The sequence below is a fragment of the Kitasatospora sp. NPDC002040 genome, assembly GCF_040296785.1.
Lineage (GTDB): Bacteria > Actinomycetota > Actinomycetes > Streptomycetales > Streptomycetaceae > Kitasatospora.
Map to the genome: position 1 here is coordinate 878,435 of NZ_JBEOXV010000002.1, position 19,985 is coordinate 898,419.

Here is a 19,985-nt window from a genome sequence, read left to right on the forward strand (position 1 = left end):
CGGAAGGACAGGGCCTCCGGCCGAGGTCACCGGGCTCGCGGATCAGAGCAGCCAGGTCCCGGCGGTGCGCGGTGTACAGCGTCGTGCGAGCAACAGCTGCCGTGCGCGCACGGGTTACTGCCAAGCCGGGATCACATCGACATGTACAGCCATTGCCGGACAGTCCGCTGTTGGCGGACGGCCGCTCCCAGGCACGACCTCGGTCGGTGCCCGGGCCTCGGTCTTGGCGTATCGGGGCCGAGGAGCGTCGTCATGACGGCGCGGTCGAGGTGCCGGTGACTGGCGACGGCCTCGCCTGCATCGTCAACCGCCTGCGCCACCGCGCCACCAGCCGGTGGTGCGCAGGACCGCAGGCCGGTCATAGCCCCCGCAGGTCAGAGACCAGGGGCGGTCTGCCCGTTGAACCACCAGAAGGCTGCGGTGTACCAGAGCACGGCGATGAAGGTCACCAGGGTGCTGCCGGCGAGGGGAAGTGCCCATCCGGGGGCATGCCGGCTGCGAACGATCAGGACCTTGGCGGTGAAGGCTCCGTAGAAGAGACAGCCGGCCAGGGAGTGGAGGGTGGTTCGGGTGGTGGTCAGCTGGACGCCGTAGGCGTTGATGCACTGGTAGGCGATCGGCAGGGAGAGCAGGAACGCCACCAGTCCGACGAGGCGGTGGACGAGCGCTACCGCCGCCGGTGCCCGGGAGCCACCGGGCCTTTTGCGGTACATCGCCAGCGCGAGCAACACCTGGACCAGCGCGAGGGCGAGCAGGGCCGTGCCCAACCGCGCCTTGAGGTCGTTCGCGTCCGCGCCGATGTGGCCGAAGAGCCCCCGACTGTAGTCGGGTTCATGGTCACGGCCGTACAGGTAGAGGCTGAGGGTGACCGCCAGGGGAAGGAGTATGGCTGTGATGAGGAGGAGGGGGCTGCGCCGGTTGGCGCGGGGGCCGTCCGGGTGGTGTGCTGCGTGGGCTGGGATGGTACTGCCTCCTCTGTGGTCGCCGCAGTGTTCGGCCGCCACCGCGGTCGGGGTTCGGGTGCAGGGCTGGCAGGATTGAAAGTGCTGGGTCGACGGCGCCTGACGTGGCCACGATTGGCGCTTGTGAGGTGCGGGCTTTGCCGACTCACTGCACCGGCGTGCAGGTTTCACTCTTGTGGGTGGAGTGCGCGCAGCGGCCGACGGTTGCTGCGGGGTGGGGCGGTGCCGTTGCCGGCAACGGCTGTGCGCAGTAGCGGGGACGGAGCCATGTCTGCCTCGTCGGTCACCACTGGCGGCATCCGGCTCACTGCTGCCGGTACTGCGGGGTGAGTTCCTGGCGGAGCCGGGCCAGGGCGTCGCGGATGCGGGCTTTGGCGGTCCCGTGCGGGACGCCGAGACGCTCGGCAACCTGGGCGTAGGGGTGGTCTTCGTAGAAGGCGAGGTGGATCGCTTCGCCCTGAAGGTCCGTCAGAGAGCCGAGGGCTCTGCGGACGGCCTCGTGTGCGAGTTGGCGTTCCACGTGGTCGCTGACGTTGTCGTGCCGCTGTGGCCGGGTGTGTTCGTGGGTGGCCCACTGCTGGTCACGCTTGGTCTGTGCGCAGTGATGGCGCAGCCGGTCCACGGCGCGACGGCGGGCGATGGTGGCGGTCCAGGTGCGCACGCCGCCGAGGGTGGAGCGGTAGCGGCCGGCGTGGTGCCACAGTTCGAGCATCACCTCCTGGGCGACCTCCTCCGCCTGGGCCTGGTCGCGCAGCACGCCGGTGACCACGGCTCGTACGAGGGGCAGGAGTTCGGTGTACAGGGTGGCGAACGCCTCCTGGTCGCCGTCAGCGGTGGCCAGCAGGTAGCGTTCGAGGTCCTCGCTCCCGATGACGCCGCGGGCTGGATCCGGCCGGGGGCGGGGGGAGGTCAGCGGGCTGACCAGAGCGGACACCCGGCCTGGTGGACGGTCAGGACGTAGAGGTCGCCGCTTTCCCACACCCCTCGCGTGCGAGCCGCCGTGCAGCAGTCGGCATCCTCCTGCGGCCGCGGCTCCGGGGTGCCGCCTCCCGGCCCGGATGCCTGCAGCGGTCTCGGCTCGGGCCGGCTGTGCGACGGCGGAGCGGCGATACGGGTCGTTTCCCTGGCTTCCGGCCCCGGGATGAGGGCGAGGGTGCGCAGGCGGGACCGGCGGCGGCTTCGACGCTGAGGCATGCCAACACCCTGCCAGCCGGCGATCACTGCAGGGCCCCGATGCAGCTACGACACGCCCGCTCGGGAACGTGGCGAGGTTCGCACGCCCACTCCCCGTTGCCGAGCACCCTGTTGGCGGCCGCCGTCTCCTGCTCGGCGTGGTCGGGCCCGATGGCTTGGCGCTCGGGCCGGTCTCCTGTGTGCCGGTGGGCTGTCCTGCGGGTGGTCCCGGACTTGTCGGGGCACTTCATCGGCGTAGCCGGGTCGCCACCCAGGGGATGCTGCGGTTCGTCTGCGTTGCCAGTTCGGACAGGGTGGCACCGGCAGCTTGACGGGCCTTCAGCCATGCCGTGATGTCGTGGGTGCCGACGTGTTCCGCCGCCGCGCGGTCGTTGAGGTCTACCCTGGCTCGGCGGCCGGTTGCCGAGTTCTCCCCGGTAGCACGGATGGGGACGCCGAGAGTGTTCAACAGGCGGCGCATCCGCTCGGTCCCCACACCCAGCGTTCGGGCGGTCTCCTCCAAGCTCAACTCGGCTTCCTGGTAAAGCCTCTGAGCGGCCTGCCCGATCTCGCGGAACCCCAGCTCCCGCATGCGTGCGTCCAGTCGGGCGGCGGCGGCCAGAGCCTGGGTGCGGCGCCCGTCGTCCAGGCGTGCCCGTCGCTCACGCACCAGTTCCTCGGAAGCGCCGCGGAGCCGGAGTGACTGCCGGGCTTCCTCGGCCAGCAGCCCCTGGCGGGCCATGGTCTGACCCGCGGTGAGATCGGCCCTCATTCGTGTGGATGACGCGAAGGCGCTGCGCTGTGCCGCTGACCTGCTCCGGCTCAGGGAGCGGGCACTGAGTGCCCGGGTACGCAGCAGGCCGAACTCTTCTCGGTATTCGGCCGCGGTCATGGAATGGGCCCGCAGGTGAGAGCCCAGGGACCGGAACGGCCTGCCGCAGACGTGGCACAGCACCAGGTCCTCGTCCTCGTCCCGCGCGAGACGCCCGTGCTGCGGTGTGCCCCGGTGGCCGACCGGCGCCCTGCTGGATCCTTGCTGTGCCTTGTTCACGTGCGCATTCCCTCGGCCTGAGCCCGCGAGCCGCTGAGCTTGTTGCACATAGTATGCAACAAGAAGCTCACAGTGATCGAACTCGGCTGCGCGGCCACCCGGTCGGGCGTGCCGAGCCGCGAAGGACAGCGAGCACCGAAGAGACACCACCACGGATCGCCGCTCGGAGGGCTGACGGACGGTGCGCGGCGCAACGGCGGGGAGCCGATGGGCACGGGCCCGTGGCCGTCAGGCGAGCTTGTCGAGCGCGGCTTTGGCGAGAGGGGCGTGGACGGGCGAGAACTGCGGGTCGGTGGCGAGAGCGGCGGTGAGGTCGTCGCGGGCTCGCTTGTTGTGCCCGAGGGAGCGTTCGATCTCGCCGCGGTGGTAGAGGAAGAGGGCGTTGCGCCAGCCGTGGCCGAGGGCCAGGTCGGCGTAGGTGAGGGCTTCCTGGTCCTGGCCGTTGCGGTGCAGCGCCCAGCCGAGGGCGTCGGCGACGAGGGGGTGGTGACGCTGTTGCCATTCGGCACGCAGGAGGGTGGTGGCTTGGGCGGGGTCGCCGTGGTCGGCTTGGAACTGGCCGAGTGTCAGGTCGTCGCTGACGCCGTTGGCGGCGGCGAGTTGCTGTTCGGCGCGGAGCAGCGCGTACTGCTCCTGGGCTTCTCGGGGGTGGCCAAGGGCTTCGTGGAGTTCGCCGAGTTCGAGGAGGTACTGCGGCAGCGGGACCCGTCGAATTGCGGTGGTGTAGTCGCGGATCGCTGCGTCGGTGTCGCCGAGGGCCGCCTCGGCGCGGGCCTGGCCGGCGAGCGCGGGCGTGTACTCGGCGTCGGTGGCGAGGGCGCGCTGATAGCCGGAGAGGGCTTGGCGGGTGCGGCCCGCGTTCAGGTCGAGTTCGGCGATGTGGTGGAGGCAGAACGCCTTGTCGGCGGGGCTGTAGGCGTCCGCAAGCGCGCGTTCGAGGGCGGCGCGGGCGTCATCGGTGCGGCCGTGCTGTTCCAGGTCGTAGGCGGCGCGGGTGAAGGCGGCTGTTCCGGGCCGGTGGTCGAGGAGTTGCTGGACGGCTTCGGTGGCGGCGGCGTCCTCGCCGAGCTGGGTGAGCGCGTCGGCGAGGACCGCGTACGCCTGCCAGTGCAGCGGCTGGGCGGCAACGGCGCGCCGGGCGAAGTCCTTTGCCTCCGTGAAGCGGTGGCGCGCGTTGGCGAGCGCGCCGAGGCCGGTGAATGCCTCGACGCTGTCCTGGGGGTCGAGGTCCAGGGCGCGGTGCAGGGCTTCGTCGGCCTTGGGGTAGTAGGACGGGTCGGCCGTGAGCCGGGCCTGTTCGACATAGAGGGCGCCCAGCCGCGCCCATGCCGGGGCGTCCGTCGGCACCTCCCGCAGCCGGCGCTGGTCCGCCGCGATGGCCGCCCCCAGTGAGGAGGAACTCCCGGAGCCAGCTGCGGCGGTGTCGGAGGAGGGGCGGTGGAGCGCTGCCGCGTCGCCCGGCGGGCGTTGTGGTGGTGACGGCCGGGAGACCAGACCGCCGGCTACGGCGAGGGCCGCGCAGAGCACACCGGCGGACAGCAGCAGGGGCAGGCGTCGCATAGGGGCTCCTCGTTGCGGCCCGGCACGCGGACCTCTGCGCGGGGTGGGGCTCCGGACACGTGCCGGAGCCCCACCCGGTCTGCGGCTACTTCTGGTTGACGGCCTTGTCGTAGGGCAGGGCCAGGTACGGGAACGTGGCACCGAACGGCTTGTCGGTGGTGTTGACCTTGTCTCCGGCGGCGAGCGCCGGGATGAAGTTGCCGGGGGTGGCGCCCTCGACGACCTGGAGGGCGATGTCGACGACGTCGTCGCCCAGGCGGCGGCCGTTGGGGAAGCCCTGGAAGTCGCCGTTGAGTACACCGAGGCGGTCGGGCTTCGGCGTGACGGGGGTGGACATGTTCAGGCGCAGCTCCTCGGCGGGCACGAACCGGGAGACATCGATGTCCTGGTTCATGAGCTGGGAGTTGAGGTCGACGGCGAGCGGACCGTTCGTGGCCTTGGCGATGCCGGTGAGGAAGATCTCGACCAGGTCGTTGCGCGGGGTGGCGGGAGCGGGGAGGCCGTAGATCGCCTGGACGAGCTTGGGGACCTCCGGGTCAAGGACCTTGGCGACGACGGCCGGCTGGTTGTGGTCCTCGGACGGCGGCAGGGAGTTGAACGCGTCCTTCAGGCCGGCGGGCAGGACGACCTCGTTGACCAGCGGGTTGCCCAGGCGGGAGACCTGCACGTAGGGGCCGACCGGCTTCTGGGAGCCGGGGCTGAGCTTCATGGTCTGCTTCTCGGTGCTCGACCACACGCCGATGACCGGGTTGCGGGTGGCGTCGCCCTTGTAGGCAAGCTTGCTCTTGGGGATCTGCAGGGCAACGGAGTTGACGTTGTATCCGGCGAGGGTGTTCTGGCCGACCTCGGAGAGGTTGCCGCCGTACAGGAGGTCGAAGACCCGGAGGTCGAGGAAGAACGGGTCGGCGGCCTGGGTGGCCACCGTCTGCCCGCCGCCCGGCAGCTGCACGGTCGCCTGGTCGCGCAGCTGGCCGTACTTGGGCATGGACGCCTTGCCCGTGTCGGACGGCGCAGCAGTGCCGTGCTCGACCAGGGTGACCGGGTCGCAGTCCGGGCGCAGCTCCTGCAGCGTGTAGTACTGGTGGAACAGCAGGGTCGGGTCGGTGAGGTTGTTCACCGGCCCGTTGTTGTAGAGGAAGGTGTTGGTGCCGCGCTGGTCCTCGGTGTGGAAGGTCCAGCGGTAGGTGACGTCGGGCTTGCCGGTGCCCTGGGAGTCGATGTTGATGTCGTAGTGCGCGCCGTCGGCCCAGGGGTAGAAGTTCGGCCCGCCGTTGGGTTCCTGGAAGGGCAGCCAGTTGGCGATCAGCGTGACGGTGTCGGGCTTGTCGGGGCTGGTGAAGGCGTACACGTCGGTGTTGTCGACCTGGGGGTCGGCGGCGATCAGCGGGGCTTCGCGGTGGCTGGACGCGGTGGAGACGCCCGAGCCGGTCGACAGCAGGGCGGTGCTGGCCAGGGCCAGGCTCATGGTGGTCAGGATCGCGGCCGTGCGAGCGGTGGAGCTCACGCGGGAGGTGCGACGACGTGCGGTCATGTAGGGGTTCTCCGCTTCAGTGCCGGACGGTCACCTGCCGGTGGGGCAGGGCCGCTGGTCGGGTTCGGCGTGGCAGCTGCACTGCGCACTGTGAACCGCTCACCGGCAGAGTTCGTGAACACACGGGCTCCGGACTGGTGCTCTCACCCGCGTGGCGCAGAGGCTTCACCCGGGTGGAAGGCAAAAGGACGACAAACGGCCTCGTGCCGGCCTCCCCCGGCGCGTTGCGCTGGAGCAGGCCGGCACGAAGGGCGGAAACCGGTCCGCACGAACGGGCGGGTGTCAGGTCTCGCCGGCAAGGATGTGAAGGGTCGTGGTTTCGGCGGCTTGGGCCGGCACCTTGGGTGTCCAGCGTTCTTCGATGCGGGTGAACTTCCAGACCGCCAGGGCCGCCAGCCAGGCCGCGACGAAGAGGCCGACGATCGCGAAGCCGACGACGTTGAGGTCCAGTCCAGTGATCCATTCCCAGAACGCGCCTCGGAGGTGGAGCTTGTCGGCGAGCAGGCCGAGGAGTTCGACGGTGCCGATCACCAGGGCGACGGCCACCGACAGGCTGGTGACGGTCAGGTTGTAGTAGATCTTGCGGACCGGGTTGGAGAACGCCCACCCGTAGGCGAAGTTCATAAAGGAACCGTCGATGGTGTCGAGCAGGCACATTCCGGCGGCGAACAGCACCGGCAGGCACAGGATCGCGTACCAGGGCAGGCCGGAGGCCGCGCCGGTGCCCGCGAGGACCAGCAGGGCGATCTCGGTGGCGGTGTCGAAGCCGAGGCCGAACAGCAGGCCGAGCGGGTACATGTGCCAGGGCTTGCGGATCGCACGCGTCGCCCGGCCCAGCACACGGTTCATCAGGCCCCGCTTGGCGAGCTGCTCTTCGAGGGCCTGTTCGTCGAGGTGGCCCTCGCGCATGCGGCGCCGGACCTTCCAGATGCCGACCAGGACGACCAGGTTCAGAGCGGCGATCAGGTAGAGGAACGAGCCCGAGACGAGCGTGCCGATCAGGCCGGTGGCCCGGTGGAGCGCGGAGTCGTCGTCCCGGAGCGGACCGGCGAGGGTCCTGACGCCCAGGGAGAGCAGCAGGGCGAGGGCGAAGACGACGGAGGAGTGGCCGAGGGAGAACCAGAAGCCGACGGAGAGCGGGCGTTGGCGCTGGTCCATGAGCTTGCGGGTGGTGTTGTCGATCGCGGCGATGTGGTCGGCGTCGAAGGCGTGGCGCATGCCCAGGGCGTAGGCGGTGACACCGATACCGATACCGAACCCCTCCTGGCCGATGGTGTGGTGCTGGGGAGCGACGGCGGCGACCAGGGTGATCCAGCCGATCAGGTGGAGGCCGAGGATGAAGGCGCCCATCCCGGCCAGGCGGCGCCACTCCGCTCGTGTCAGGCGGGGACGGGCGGACTTGGTGCCGGTCTGTCCGGGTGCGGTGGAGGTCTGCGGGGAGGGGCCCATGACTGTGCTCCTTCGTCGGCCGGCTGGGTGTCCGTGAGAGCGGCTGACTTGTAACTGCACTGTGGCTGCAAGAAGGGGGCGCGCCACAGGGCGCGCCGGGGGCGCTGCGAGGCGTCACGCTCACGTGTCAGGGCCCGCACGCCCTGATCCCGGGCACTCTGAAAATCGTGGCGGGGGCCGGCCGCTCTGCCTCGTACGAGTGAAGCCGCCGTCCGGCACGGAATGGCGCGCGGTACGAGGACGCGCGAGCCGCGATGGTGTCCGGGCGCACCCGAGCGCCGCTGCCGCCCAGGGTCCCCACGGCAACCGGCGTGCCGCAGCCGTCACTCCCCCATGGAGGAAACGCGTGACCGTTCCCCGTTCCCTGCTCCGCACCGCGGTGGCGTCGTCGGTGCTGGCCTGGCTGCTGGGTGCGGCGGCTCCCGTTGCCCTGGCGCATCCGCTGGGGAACTTCTCGGTCAACCACTACCTCGGGCTGACGGTTCATCAAGACCACATCACAGCAACGGCGGTCACCGACTCCGCCGAGATCCCCACGTTGCAGGAGCAGAGCCGGGTGGACCGTGACGGCGACGGGACCGTGAACGATGCGGAGCGGGCGGCCTGGGCAGCCGAGGGCTGCGAGCACGTCACTTCCCGACTGCGCCTGACGGTCGACCAGGCCGTTCGGCCTCCGGCATGGGAGGTGCTCTCGGCATCGTTTCGCTACGAGGACGGCACCGCCGGGCTGCGGACCAGCCGCCTGGAGTGCCGGCTGTCGACGCCGCTGCGGATCGCCTCGTCGGGAACGGCGGTCGAAGTCCGGACCGGTGTGGATCCGGCACGCGTGGGCTGGAACGAGATCACCGCGCGCGGCGAGATGACAAGACTAGAGCGTTCCGATGTTCCCGAGTCGTCCGCTTCCTCGGAACTGCGCGACTATCCAAGGGAGTTGCTCGACAGTCCGAAGGGCGTCACCCTGGCCCGGTTCACCGCGCTGCCCGCGACCACCCGGGGGGCGGCAGCCGGTGCCGTACGGGCGGACGCCGAAGGGAGCGGCCCTTCCGCCTGGCTCGCCTCGCTCGACACACGCCTGGCCGAACTCGGCACCGCCCACCGCCTGACCGTCCCCTTGGGCCTGCTCGCCGTACTCCTGTCGATCGTCCTCGGCGCCGGGCACGCCCTGCTGCCGGGCCACGGGAAGACCGTCATGGCGGCCTACCTCGCCGGGCGGCGCGGCCGGATGCGCGACGCGCTCACGGTCGGAGCGACCGTCACCCTCACACACACCGCCGGCGTTCTCGTCATCGGCCTGAGCCTGACCGCCTTCTCCTCGCTGGCGGGGGACGCCCTCCTCGGCCGCCTGGGCGTGCTCAGTGGAGCGCTGGTCGCACTCGTCGGCGCGGGCCTGCTGCGCGAGGCACTACGCGGCGGCCGAGCACCAAGCGATGTGCAGGGCCGGGACGTTGTCCCTCAGGACGGCGCGGTCACCTCAGTCCCGGTGCAGGACTCCAGCTCCCCCCGCGAGCTCGCACATGCCGCATCGCCCGCCATCCAGCACATCGGCCCCCCGCTCCATGAACACCACCACGGCCCCGCACACGACCATCGGCACTCGCAGCCAGCTGAGCACGACCACCACCACGACGGGCACCCGCACCAGCACGAGCACCGCCACGAGCATCCACACCATGCCGGCCACCGGCACGGCTTGTTCGGCACTCACCATCACCATGACCACGGGAGCGGACCGAAACGCGGCAACCTGATCGGGCTCGGCATCGCCGGCGGGCTCGTCCCCAGCCCGTCCGCACTCGTCGTCCTGCTCGGCGCGGTCGCCCTGGGACGCACCCTGTTCGGAGCCACGCTCGTCGTCGCCTACGGGCTGGGTATGGCCGCCACCCTCACCGCCGTCGGTCTGCTGCTGGTGCGCCTCGGCGACCGGATCTCCACCGCCTCAGGCGGCCCTGTGATCAGCCGGCTTCGCCGACTCGCCCCCTACAGCGGGCTGCTGACAGCCCTGCTCGTCCTCACGGTCGGCGTCGGCCTGGTCCTGCGAAGCCTTCCCACCGCCCTGTAGACCCACCAGCCCCGGAGGCCTCCATGAACCCTCGAACCATCCGCCTGCTGGGCGCCGCCCTGGCAGCCCTGCCCCTGCTGACCGCCTGCTCAGGGGACGAGCAGGGACGCTTCGACGCGCAGCGCGCCACCCCGTCGCCCACCTGTCTCCAGCACCAGGACCAACAACCCGGCTCCAGGTACAGCGCAGGCCAGGAGGCCGATCCGACGGCGGTTCTGGAGATGATGCGCTTCTACACCGCCAACGGCACGAAGGCCTACTGCGACGGGAAGCCTCCCACCGACGCCGACCAGCGCTGGACGGGCCTGTACACCGCCCTGGGCGGAGACGCGGCCCATGTGCGCCGGCCCTCGGCCTGAACCCGCCTCAGAGCTCCCGGGGTCCGTCCCCGGGTTGCCGCCCGACGGCCTTCGCACGAAGTCGCTCCAGCGAGCCGATCGTCAGCGCCGAAAGGGCCGTCACCGCGAACAGGACCGGGCTCGGCACCAGCGCGTGATCACGCGCTCCGATCCGCAGCCCCACCAGCGTCACCACAATCCCGAACAAGGTGGCCTGGGCCCACCTGATTCCGCTGACGCGTCGAACGCCTCTGCGGCTCCCGCGGCCGTCACTGTCCACCGGACTCCCCTCGCTGCTCGGTGAACGGACTCTACTCGTGGGCCGGCCCTGGCGGTCAGGGAGTGAGGCTGTTGAGGGCCTTCCTCGCGGTGGGCGCGTGCAGGGGGTGGAAGGCGGGGTTGATGGCCAGTGCCTCGGTCAGTTCGGCCCTGGCCCGCTCGTGGTTCCCGAGGGACTTCTCGATCATGCCGCGGTGGAAGTGGAACAGGGCGCTGCGGGTGCCGAGGGCGGTGGCCTGCTCGGACTCGGCGGCGGCCTCCGTGTCGCGGCCCGCCAGGTGCAGGGCCCAGGCGTAGGCGTCGTGCATGTCGAGGAACGGCCTGCCGGCAAGGCCCTGCTCGGCGATGGTGACCGCCCGCTGCGGGTCTCCGTGATCCGCCTCGAACAGGACCGCGTCGGTGTCGGTGCTGACACCGTTGTCGGCGAGGAGCTTCTGCCCGGCCCGGAAGACCTGGTACTGCTGCTCGGCCTCGGCGGTCCGGCCCAGTGACTGCAGGAGCTCGCCGTAGGCCATCAAGTAGTCCGGCTGGGGAAGTTGGCTGACGGCCTGTCGGTAGTCGGCCAGGGCTCCTTCGGTGTCGCCCGCCGCTGCCCCGGCCTTGGCCCGCGCCTCCAGCAGGGTCGCTGACACCGGCGCCAGGCGCAGCCCGGTCTCGGCATGGCGCAGCGCGGTGGCGGTGTCGCCGTGGTCGAGGGCGAGTTGGCTGAGGTGGTAGAGGGTGAACGCGCGGTCGGCGGTCGTGTTGGCGTCGTCGAGGGCGCGTTGCATGTTGGCGGTGGCATGGGGGATGTCGCCCCTGAGCTCCCAGGTGTAGGAGGCGCGGGCGAGGGAGGGTGTGCCGGGTCTGAGGTCGACCATGCGCTGCACGGCGTCGAACGCCTCACCGTAGCGGCCGAGCTGGGTGTAGGCGTCGGCGAGGATCCCGTGGAGCGTGGAGTTGTCAGGGCTGAGCGCGACGGCCCGGGTGGCCCAGGTGAGTGCGCTGGTGAAGTGGTGCCGGGCGGCTTCCAGGGCGGCCAGGCCGGCCATGGCGGGCACGTTGTCGCCGGGCTCGGCGCGCAGCGACTGCGCCAGGACCGCGTCCGCGCGTGGATAGTAGGTGGGGTCGCCGGTGTTCTTCGCCTGCTGGACGTAGGCCAGGCCGAGGGCGCCGAGTGCGGCCGAGTCACCCGGAGCGGTCCGGAGCCGGTCCTGGAGTGCGTGAATGTGACCGTCGAGGCCGGTTCTGCCCGCCTCCGTGGTACCGCTCGCTGCTGCCGAGTCGGGGGCGGGCCGTCCCGACGGTGCCAGGCCGACTCCTCCGGCGAGGAACAGTGCGACGCCGAGAGTGATCGTCACGGCGGCCGGACGAAGGCGGCGGCGCTTGGCCGGGGCCGGGGAGGCGGTACTCACTGGCGGTGCTCCGTGCTCTGGTGGGCGTTCACGCGAACGGCTGCTGCTGCGCTGCGCCGGGAAGGGTCGGGGTGGCGAAGACGACGAGGTTGGCGGGGTAGGTGTGCAGCCGGCGGTCGTAGCTGCCGCCGCACGTGATCAGGCGCAGGCTGGGACCTGCGGTGTCGCCGAAGACCTCGTCGTCGGGAAACTGGTCCTTGCCGTAACTGCGCAGCGCCTCGACGGTGAACGAGATGGTCGACCCGTCCGCCGAATTCACCTCGATCCGGTCGCCTGGTCTCAGCGCTTGCAGACCGGTGAAGACCGCCGGCCCGGTACGGGAGTCGACGTGCCCGACGATGACCGCGGTCCCGTCGCCGCCGGGGGCCGGCCCCCGGCTCCACCAGCCCGCGACCTCGGGGTCCTGCGGTGTTCCCAGGTGTCCGTCCTCCTGGATCTGAAGCTCCGTCAGGGCGCTGTCGACACCGATGCACGGGATCCGCAGCCGCGTCGGCGGGGCGACCCGGACAGCGGCGGCCGGCGGTGCGACGGCACCGGCCACAGGGCGCGGCGGCGGCGAGTAGGCGGGCAGGTCACCGATCCCGACAGTCGGCGCATGAGCGGGCAGCGGTGTGTGGTCGCAGACCGCGACGATGCCGCACGCCGTCAGGACCAGGCCCGTCACAAGCGCTGTCGCCCCGAGCCCGCGCCGGAGCGCCGCGGCCGATCGCCGGGTGCGCCCGTGGGCTGCGGCGGGCCGGCCGCTCCGGAGGAGTGGCCGGCCCGCCCTGGGGGAACGCCTCACGACCGGGCGGCCCGCCGGCGGCGCAGTGCGATGACCCCGGCGGCGGACAGCAGCGCCCCGCCGGCCAGAGCGGTGGCGCCGGTGACGGAGAAGCCGTCACCGGCCAGGCCGCCGAAGCCCGCCTCAACGGAGCCGCTCAGGCTGCCCTGCTCGGCCTCGTTGACCGCCGCGGTGTTGGGCAGGGCGACGTAGGGGAAGTGGTGGCCGAAGGCGTGGTCGTTGGCGTTCACGCCGTCACCGGCGGCCAGCGCGGCCACGAGCTGCCCGCTCTGCGCGGCGCCCTCGGCGGCCTGCAGGGTGATGTCGACGACGTCGTCGGCCAGGCGCCGGCCGTTGGGGAAGCCGGCGACGTCCCCTGCCAGGACTCCGAGCCGGTTGGGTGCCGCTGCCGGGGGCACCGCCATGTTCAGGCGCAGCTCCTCGGAGGGGACGAACACATCCTTCGGGACGTCCTTGTTCAGCAGCTGGGAGTTGAGGTCGGCCTGCACCGGCCCGCAGGCCTTGCAGACGCCGGTCAGGAAGATCTCGACCAGGTCGTTGCGCGGCGCGGCGGGGGCAGGGATGCCGTAGATGCTCTGGATCAGCTTGGGGACGATCGGGTCCTTCACCTTGTCCACCACGGGGGTGACGGTGCGGTCCTTGTCGGGGGTGAGGGCGTTGAAGGCGTCCTTGTACTTCAGCGGCACGACGACCTCGTTGACGAGCGGGTTGCCGAGCCGGGACACCTGCCGCCAGCCGGCCTCCCCCTTTCCTTCGCCGCCCTTGTCCGCGACGACCGCGCCCTGGCGCTCGGTGGTCGACCACACGCCGATGACCGGGTTGCGCTCCGCGTCGCCCTTCAGCGCGAGGTCCTTCTTCGGGACCTGCAGGGCGATGGTGTTGACGTTGTAGCCGGTCAGCGTGTCGTGGCCGGACTCCTTGAGGTTGCCGCCGTACAGCAGGTCGAAGACCCGCAGGTCCAGGAAGAACGGGTCGTCCGCCTGGCCGGCGAAGCTCTGACCGCCACCGGGCAGGCCCACCACGGCCTGCTTGCGCAGCGCGCCGTAGTCGGGCATCGAGGCCTTGCCCACGTTCGACGGGGCGACGGGAGCGTCCTTGACCAGGGTCTTCGTGGAACCGTCGGGGCAGGTGGCGGTCAGCGTGTAGGTCTGACGGTAGTTCAGCGTCTCGTCGTCCAAGGACTTCACGACACCGGTGTTGTACAGGAACTGGTTGGCGTCGTCGCGGTAGTGGCCGGCGAACGTCCACGTGTACGTGGTGTCGGGCTTGCCGTCCCCGTCACTGTCGATCTTGATGTTGTAGCGGGCGTCGTCGGCGAACGGGTAGAAGTTCGGCCCGCCGTTCGGCTCCTCCATCGGGATCCAGTTGGCTACCAGCGTGACCGTGTCCGGGTTGTCGGGGCTGACGAACGCGTACACGTCGGTGTTGTCCGCGCGCGGGTCGCCCGCGATCAGCGGCGCCTCGCGGTGACTGGAGGCGTAGCCGGTGCTCGGTGCAAGACCGGCGAGGGCGCCGGCGGCGGCGAGCGCCAGGACGCCCAGGCCTGCCATCGGCTTCTCGGCACGACGGGTCAGGGGCGCAAGGCGAAGGGACGGCGGAAGCTGCATCGCATGTCTTTCATGAGGGTTGGGCCCGGACCACACCGCTGGGGCCGCAGGGCGGCCCGGCAGTTCGAAGCGCGCCAACTCCGGGAACTGATGCCTTCGGGACCCACCTGAGAACCCGTCAGCCAGGGAGCTGACGGACCGTTTGTAAGCCCGGCATAAGACCACCACGCGCAGCGCCCGCTCGCGCATCGGGTGCGCCATCGGGGTTCATGGCCACGCTCCCGGCGCGCTCGCCCGCTCGTACAGCCTCGCCACCGCCGTGACAACGGATCCGCACCGCAGGGACTTCATCGGACGAGCGCAACCCAGCCAACAGCAGGAACCGGCCCCACCACCGGTGCGCTGCTGTCACCGCACGCACCCCGGTCCACGACATCCTCCAGGGCCCTCGAGCCCCCGGACGCTGTCCGTCGCAGGGGCCCATCACCGTCACGCCGGTCCGTGCTGTCTGCAGCTGAGAAGAAACCGCAGTCACCCGGACACGCCGCAAGCACCTACGCCCGGCCAGGGCAACGAGCGGCAGCGTCCCTGCCCAGGCGTGGCTGTGGACGTTGCCCTGTCACCGGGTCTTCGTCCTACGAGGTCGCCGGGTTCGTGCCGATGCCGCGTGCTGCGATCAGGTGGGCGCTGCCGTCGACGAGGCGGTAGGAGAGGCCGACAACTGCCGCACGTCCGGTTTCGACGGCATCGGCGAGGACCCGGGAGCGGTCGACGAGCAGGTCCACGGTCTGCCGTATGTGCTCGGCGATGAACTCGCTGTCCTCGGTGTGGCCGGCGGCGCGGGCGGCCAGCACGCTCGGGGTGACCTTCTCGATCACGTCCCGTACGTACCCGGGCGCACTGGTGCCCTCCTCGACCGCGGCGCGGGTCGCGGCGACCGCGCCGCACGAGTCGTGGCCCAGCACCACCACCAGCGGGCAGCCCAGCACGGCCACCCCGTACTCGATGCTGCCCAGGACCTCGGGCCCGACGACCTGACCGGCGGTCCGCACCACGAACAGGTCGCCCAGACCCCGGTCGAAGATGATCTCGGCCGCGAGCCGGGAGTCCGCGCAGCCGAACAGCACCGCGAACGGGTTCTGGCCTGGAGCGGTCTCGGTGCGCCTGGCGGCGTCCTGGTTCGGGTGCTCGGGCAGGCCCGTGACGAACCTCCCGTTTCCTGCCATGAGCATCGTGAAGGCTTCGTCCGGGGTGACGGTGGGCGTGTTCGACATGGCGGCAGCCTACGACGTGGCCTCCGCCCGTGGTGCCACAGGGTTGTGACGTCCGCCGGGGCGGGCCGCGCCCACCACGGGCCCAGCCGGTTCCTGTCGGCTGTTCGGCGGCATCGGCGCGCGTGCCGGAGTTCAGGTCCATAGCGTCGGGCGTTAGCGGACGGCACCGGCCGTCCCGAGGGAAAGGTCTGACCAACCATGAACAGGTTCATCGCCCGTGCTGCAGCAGGTGCCGTGCTTGCGGCCGGTATCGTCGCCGTCCCGGCCGCCGGAAGCGCACTCGCTTCCGACGCGTCCCGGGGTCAGCACCTCTCGTACTCCCACCAGGTGCACGCCTCGACCAGCAACGTGAGCTACAGCGAGAGCACCCAGTTCGACTACAGCAACCACTGGGGCCACGAGCACAGCAGCCACGGCTACGGTCACCACGGGCACTGGTACGGCGGGCACGGCCTGCTGGGGCTCGGCCTGATCGTCCTGTGACCCAGCGGTTGCCCCACCCGACTCCCCCGCCCGGCTGAGCCGGCGGCGGGACCCAGCGCCTGCAGCGCCGGATCCCGCCCGTGCCCGCCGCTTCGCCTGAGTCCTCAGCGGCGCGCACATCAACACTTCGCAGCCCGGACAGCCGCAGACGGGTCCATTCACCCATGCGGCGCAGCGCCCGGCTCGCACCCGCAGCGCGAGGCCGGCCCGATGACACCCCCTCGGCAGCAGACTCGCAGCGGGCCCAGAACCGCATCGGCGCCCTCTTCGACCGCCCCAACTGCACCGGCAGCAAAGGCCGAAGACACAGGGCGTGAACCGGTCCCTATCCAGGAACGACTGCTGAACGCCCCAGCCACCGGCCGGGGCAGGCGCCGGGCCCACCACCGCCGAACCACCACCGGCCGCTTCCTCCACCTCCTGGGCCCGCAGTGGTCGCAGGCCGTGCAGCGGGCACCGACGCTCCGCCAGGACGCCGTCGCGGTACAGGTGTCCGCGCCGCCGCTGTTCGCCCGGGCGCAGAACGTGGGCCGCTCGGCCGCGCTCCTGCCGGTCCTCCACCTCGGTGAACACCCAGCCCCCGGCAGCGAGCCCGGGCTGCGACTGGAAGACCTCGGGGTCTGCGCGGACGAACGCCGGATGTGGCTGGTCCGCCTCTGCGACGGCATCCCGGTCGAACCCCGGGTGCTGAACGCGATCGAGTTCCGGGCCAACACCCAGCCGATCGCCCGGTTCCTGTGCGAGATCACCGGCTCCCTCACCCCGCTCTACACCGGCTTCGACTGGGGTGCCGCCGGGAAGCTGCCGTTCCTGCCCCGGCTGCGCCACGGCCGCACCATCATCGTCCCGGCCCGCTGGCGCCTGCCCACCGCCGACCTTCCCGGCCAGAGCGCGCCGTGGCCGCAATGGGAGGCAGCCGCCCGCGCCTGGCTGCACACCTACCGGGTGCCTGCCGGGTGTACCTGACCCGGCACGACCTCAAACTGCCGCTCGACCTCACCCGGACCGCCGAGCTGGCACTGCTGCGCGAGCACCTGCACCACGAGCCGGCCGCCAGTCTCAGCGAAACGCCCGCCCTCGGGGCGGACGGCTGGCTCGGCGGCCGGGCGAACGAGATCACCGTGCAGCTGCACAGCACCCGCCTCCACGTGCCAGCCCGCATCCCCGGCAGGCGCGTTCACCCGGTCCGGCCGGACGCCGGCCCTCTGCCCGGCGCCTCGGCGTGGCTGTACGCCCGGATCTACGGCAACCTGGCCCGGCAGGACGAGATCCTGCACGAGCAGCTGCCCCACCTGTTGAGGAGGTGGACCACCCCAACCGAGTGGTGGTTCATCCGGCACACCGACGACGGCCCTCACCTCAGGCTGCGCCTGCGTCTGCCCGAGGCCGCCGCCTTCACCCTCGCGGGCGAGCGCGTCGGCGAGTGGACTATGCGCCTGCGCGCGGCCGGACTGGCCACCCGCCTCCAACTCGACACCTACCAGCCGGAGACCGGCCGGTACGGCAGCGGGACGGCAATGAACCTGGCCGAGCAGGTGTTCGCCGCCGACTCCCGCGTCGCGCTGCTCCAGCTGACCCACGCCCAGCTCGCTCGGGTGGACGTGCGGGCGGTGACGGCGGCAGGGCTGGTCGCGCTGGCCGCCGGCCTGTTAGGCACCGAGGGCGGCGTGGACTGGCTGATCGACCACCTCCCGCACGGCCACGGCGCCCGCGTCGGCCGGGACCTCCACCAGCAGGCCGTCCGTCTCGGCGCCCCGGCCGGTAGCTGGGCCGAGCTGCGGGAGTCGGCGTCCGGCCGGGACGTGCTGCAGGCCTGGGAAGCCCGCGCCCGAACACTCGGCGAGTACCGCCACCACCTCGACCAGGACGGCGAGTTGAATCCCGCAGACGTCCTCGGGTCGCTGCTGCACCTGCACTACGTGCGGATGCTCGGCATCGACCGCGACGGCGAGCGCCTGGCCCGCCATCTGGCACGCGCCGCCGCCACCGCAGCCTCCGCCCGCCGCTTGGCCGGCGCCCGGTGAACATCGACCAGCGACACCGCGCACAGGCCCAACTCGGCACGCTCACCGGCGAGCTGGCCCTGCCACCGGCCTCCCGCTCCACCAAGTGGGGGCAGTCCCTGGCCAAGGGATCACCCGGAATCGCCCTGCTGCACATCGAACGGGCCGCCATCGGACTCGGCGACTGGGAGAGCGTCCACACCTGGCTGCGCACCACGATGCGCGCCCACGTGTGGTCGGCCCCCGGCACCGGACTGTTCTTCGGCGCCCCGGCCGTCGCCTTCGCCGTGCACACCGCCACCTGCGGCCCCGGCCAGTACCCGGAGGCACTCGCCGCCCTCGACGCCACCACCGCGCGGATGACTCTCCAGCGCCTGGATGCCGCCCACGCCCGGATCGACCGCGGCGAGCGGCCGATCTTCGCCGAGTACGACCTGATTTACGGCCTCACCGGCATCGGCGCCCTGCTGCGCCGGCGCGACCCGCACGGCGCGCTGCTGCGTGACGTGCTGGCCTACCTGGTGCGCCTGACCGAGCCGTTGCCCGGCGGCGAGCCCGGGTGGTGGACCGACGTCGCCCCCACCGGCGACCTGTCCCCGCACTACCCTGCCGGGCACGGCAATCTCGGCATCGCGCACGGCATCACCGGCCCGCTCGCACTACTGGCCCTCGCCCTGCGCGACGGCATCGAGCTCACCGGCCAGCGGGAGGCCGTCGGCCGGATCACCACCTGGCTGGACACCTGGCAGCAAGACGACGAACACGGCACCTGGTGGCCGGAGGCGGTCACCCCGGCCGAGGTCCGGCATGGCCGGCCCCGGCAGGCGAAGCCGCTACGGCCGTCCTGGTGTTACGGCACCCCCGGCATCGCCCGAGCCCAGCAGCTCGTCGCCCTCGCCACCGGCGACGCTGACCGGCAGGAGAAGGCCGAGCTGGCGATGCTCGCCGCGCTCAACGACCCGAACCAGACCGGCCAGTTCGGTGACGCCTCACTGTGCCACGGCACCACCGGCGCCCTGCTGACGGCCCACCGGATCGCCGCCGACGCCGCGAGCGAGCACCGAGGCGCGGCGCTGCTGTTCGCCGCCGGACGACTCGCCGACCAGGAGCCTGCCCCGGGTGAGGCCGGCCTGCTCGAAGGCTCCGCCGGGATCGCACTCGCGCTGCACGCCGCCGCCCGCGAACAGCTCCCGGTCTCCGGCTGGGACGCCTGCCTCCTGCTGACCTGAGAGAAACCGACATGACCCGCACCGACACAACCCGGCCGACGATGCCGCAGGCACCGGCCGCGCCGCCCTGGCTCCAGCAGCACCTCCTGATCGCCGACCCGGCCAGCGTGCTCGCCGAGCAGTTCGCCGCCACCCGCCTCGGACCGGGCATGGCCGCCCTGGAAACGGCCGGGGTGGTCACCGCCTGGCACTTCCTGCGCAAGGGCGAGCGGTGGCGCCTGCGCTACCAGCCACCCACCTCCCGGCACGCCGAGGCGGCGACCGCAGCCGTCACCACCCTGCTCCGGGCCGGACTGGCCGACCGGGCGCTGGCCGGGTGGCGGCAGGTGATCTACGAGCCGGAGACCAGAGCCTTCGGCGGCCCCGACGGCATGGAGGTCGCCCACCGGCACTTCCACACCGACAGCCACCACACCCTCACCTACCTCCACGCCGTCCACAGCGGCGAACAAGGCTACCAGCGCAGGGAGTTGGCTCTACTTCTCGCCACCGCGCTGATGCGCGGAGCGGGCCTGGACTGGTACGAGCAGGGTGACGTATGGGCAACCGTCGCCGACCACCGCACCCCCACTGTGGTGCCCACCGCCGCCCTGCGGGCCTCCGCCCGACGCCTCATCAGCGTCGAATCAAGTCCCGGATCCCGACTGATATCGGGCCAACTCGCCTACTGCAAACCATGGTTCGCCGACCACGCGGCCGCAGGTTCGGGCCTCGCGGCCCTGACCCTCGACGGCCGACTGGCACGGGGACTGCGCGCCGTCACCGCCCATCTGGTGCTGTTCCACCTCAACCGCCTGGGCCTGAGCGTGAACGAGCAGTCCCTGCATGCCGCGGCCGCCAGCGCCGTCATCCTCGACCAGGAGTAACCC

Annotated in this window: 17 protein-coding genes; 7 read left to right on the forward strand and 10 right to left on the reverse strand. The window is 71.6% G+C overall.

Annotation, left to right across the window (positions count from 1 at the left end):
* Positions 1 to 374 precede the first annotated feature (374 nt).
* From ABT118_RS09255 to nicT, 6 genes are all read right to left on the reverse strand, one after another.
* A complete protein-coding gene (locus tag ABT118_RS09255) occupies positions 375 to 1,004 on the reverse strand; it encodes a DUF6529 family protein (RefSeq protein ID WP_350646113.1) in 630 nt (209 codons plus the stop codon).
* A gap of 262 nt (positions 1,005 to 1,266) precedes the next feature.
* Positions 1,267 to 1,896: a sigma-70 family RNA polymerase sigma factor gene (locus ABT118_RS09260; RefSeq protein ID WP_350646114.1), complete on the reverse strand. Its 630-nt coding sequence runs from the start codon at positions 1,894 to 1,896 to the stop codon at positions 1,267 to 1,269.
* Between the two features lie 486 nt (positions 1,897 to 2,382).
* Positions 2,383 to 3,186, reverse strand: a complete 804-nt coding sequence (locus tag ABT118_RS09265; protein WP_350646115.1) for a MucR family transcriptional regulator — start codon at positions 3,184 to 3,186, stop codon at positions 2,383 to 2,385.
* A gap of 228 nt (positions 3,187 to 3,414) precedes the next feature.
* Positions 3,415 to 4,746, reverse strand: a complete 1,332-nt coding sequence (locus tag ABT118_RS09270; protein ID WP_350646116.1) for a tetratricopeptide repeat protein — start codon at positions 4,744 to 4,746, stop codon at positions 3,415 to 3,417.
* 85 nt (positions 4,747 to 4,831) lie between these two features.
* Entirely contained in the window at positions 4,832 to 6,277 is a 1,446-nt protein-coding gene (locus ABT118_RS09275) for a DUF4331 domain-containing protein (RefSeq protein WP_350646117.1), read from the reverse strand.
* A gap of 282 nt (positions 6,278 to 6,559) precedes the next feature.
* Complete coding sequence (nicT, locus tag ABT118_RS09280) at positions 6,560 to 7,660, reverse strand: Nickel transporter NicT (protein WP_502884516.1); 1,101 nt, start codon at positions 7,658 to 7,660, stop codon at positions 6,560 to 6,562.
* A 412-nt stretch (positions 7,661 to 8,072) separates the two neighbouring features.
* On the opposite strand from nicT, the gene ABT118_RS09285 reads away from it, so the two are divergent.
* On the forward strand, positions 8,073 to 9,785 hold the full coding sequence (locus tag ABT118_RS09285; protein ID WP_350646118.1) for a nickel/cobalt transporter: 1,713 nt from the start codon (positions 8,073 to 8,075) through the stop codon (positions 9,783 to 9,785).
* A 23-nt stretch (positions 9,786 to 9,808) separates the two neighbouring features.
* A complete protein-coding gene (locus ABT118_RS09290) occupies positions 9,809 to 10,144 on the forward strand; it encodes a hypothetical protein (RefSeq protein WP_350646119.1) in 336 nt (111 codons plus the stop codon).
* Positions 10,145 to 10,458: 314 nt separating this feature from the next.
* On the opposite strand, the gene ABT118_RS09295 is transcribed toward ABT118_RS09290, so the two are convergent.
* The 4 genes from ABT118_RS09295 to ABT118_RS09310 all read right to left on the reverse strand — a co-directional run bounded on the left by ABT118_RS09295 (position 10,459) and on the right by ABT118_RS09310 (position 15,401).
* Positions 10,459 to 11,796 carry a tetratricopeptide repeat protein gene (locus tag ABT118_RS09295; RefSeq protein WP_350646120.1) on the reverse strand — a complete coding sequence of 446 codons (1,338 nt, stop codon included), beginning with the start codon at positions 11,794 to 11,796 and terminating at the stop codon, positions 10,459 to 10,461.
* Positions 11,797 to 11,824: 28 nt separating this feature from the next.
* Positions 11,825 to 12,460 carry a class F sortase gene (locus tag ABT118_RS09300; RefSeq protein WP_350646121.1) on the reverse strand — a complete coding sequence of 212 codons (636 nt, stop codon included), beginning with the start codon at positions 12,458 to 12,460 and terminating at the stop codon, positions 11,825 to 11,827.
* 116 nt (positions 12,461 to 12,576) lie between these two features.
* A complete protein-coding gene (locus ABT118_RS09305; protein ID WP_502884505.1) occupies positions 12,577 to 14,187 on the reverse strand; it encodes a DUF4331 domain-containing protein in 1,611 nt (536 codons plus the stop codon).
* A gap of 575 nt (positions 14,188 to 14,762) precedes the next feature.
* Positions 14,763 to 15,401 carry a carbonic anhydrase gene (locus ABT118_RS09310; protein WP_350646123.1) on the reverse strand — a complete coding sequence of 213 codons (639 nt, stop codon included), beginning with the start codon at positions 15,399 to 15,401 and terminating at the stop codon, positions 14,763 to 14,765.
* Between the two features lie 198 nt (positions 15,402 to 15,599).
* Here ABT118_RS09310 and ABT118_RS09315 point away from each other — a divergent pair, with 198 nt between their 5' ends.
* From ABT118_RS09315 to ABT118_RS09335, 5 genes are all read left to right on the forward strand, one after another.
* On the forward strand, positions 15,600 to 15,884 hold the full coding sequence (locus ABT118_RS09315) for a hypothetical protein (RefSeq protein WP_350646124.1): 285 nt from the start codon (positions 15,600 to 15,602) through the stop codon (positions 15,882 to 15,884).
* 210 nt (positions 15,885 to 16,094) lie between these two features.
* Positions 16,095 to 16,850: a lantibiotic dehydratase gene (locus ABT118_RS09320; RefSeq protein ID WP_350646125.1), complete on the forward strand. Its 756-nt coding sequence runs from the start codon at positions 16,095 to 16,097 to the stop codon at positions 16,848 to 16,850.
* The gene (locus ABT118_RS09325; protein ID WP_350646126.1) at positions 16,841 to 17,908 is read left to right on the forward strand and encodes a thiopeptide-type bacteriocin biosynthesis protein; all 1,068 of its coding nucleotides are present in this window, start codon (positions 16,841 to 16,843) and stop codon (positions 17,906 to 17,908) included. The genes ABT118_RS09320 and ABT118_RS09325 overlap by 10 nt, the downstream gene beginning before the upstream one ends.
* Entirely contained in the window at positions 17,905 to 19,116 is a 1,212-nt protein-coding gene (locus tag ABT118_RS09330) for a lanthionine synthetase C family protein (RefSeq protein ID WP_350646127.1), read from the forward strand. The genes ABT118_RS09325 and ABT118_RS09330 overlap by 4 nt, the downstream gene beginning before the upstream one ends.
* An 11-nt stretch (positions 19,117 to 19,127) precedes the next feature.
* Positions 19,128 to 19,982 carry a thiopeptide-type bacteriocin biosynthesis protein gene (locus ABT118_RS09335; protein WP_350646128.1) on the forward strand — a complete coding sequence of 285 codons (855 nt, stop codon included), beginning with the start codon at positions 19,128 to 19,130 and terminating at the stop codon, positions 19,980 to 19,982.
* Positions 19,983 to 19,985: the final 3 nt, after the last annotated feature.

Excerpts from the sequence above, each read along its gene's own strand:
- ABT118_RS09270 (WP_350646116.1), bottom strand. The coding sequence starts at position 4,746 with ATGCGACGCCTGCCCCTGCTGCTGTCCGCCGGTGTGCTCTGCGCGGCC.
- ABT118_RS09335 (WP_350646128.1), top strand. The coding sequence starts at position 19,128 with ATGACCCGCACCGACACAACCCGGCCGACGATGCCGCAGGCACCGGCC.
- ABT118_RS09310 (WP_350646123.1), bottom strand. The coding sequence starts at position 15,401 with ATGTCGAACACGCCCACCGTCACCCCGGACGAAGCCTTCACGATGCTC.
- ABT118_RS09315 (WP_350646124.1), top strand. The coding sequence starts at position 15,600 with ATGAACAGGTTCATCGCCCGTGCTGCAGCAGGTGCCGTGCTTGCGGCC.
- ABT118_RS09290 (WP_350646119.1), top strand. The coding sequence starts at position 9,809 with ATGAACCCTCGAACCATCCGCCTGCTGGGCGCCGCCCTGGCAGCCCTG.
- ABT118_RS09320 (WP_350646125.1), top strand. The coding sequence starts at position 16,095 with ATGACACCCCCTCGGCAGCAGACTCGCAGCGGGCCCAGAACCGCATCG.
- ABT118_RS09305 (WP_502884505.1), bottom strand. The coding sequence starts at position 14,187 with ATGCAGCTTCCGCCGTCCCTTCGCCTTGCGCCCCTGACCCGTCGTGCC.
- ABT118_RS09275 (WP_350646117.1), bottom strand. The coding sequence starts at position 6,277 with ATGACCGCACGTCGTCGCACCTCCCGCGTGAGCTCCACCGCTCGCACG.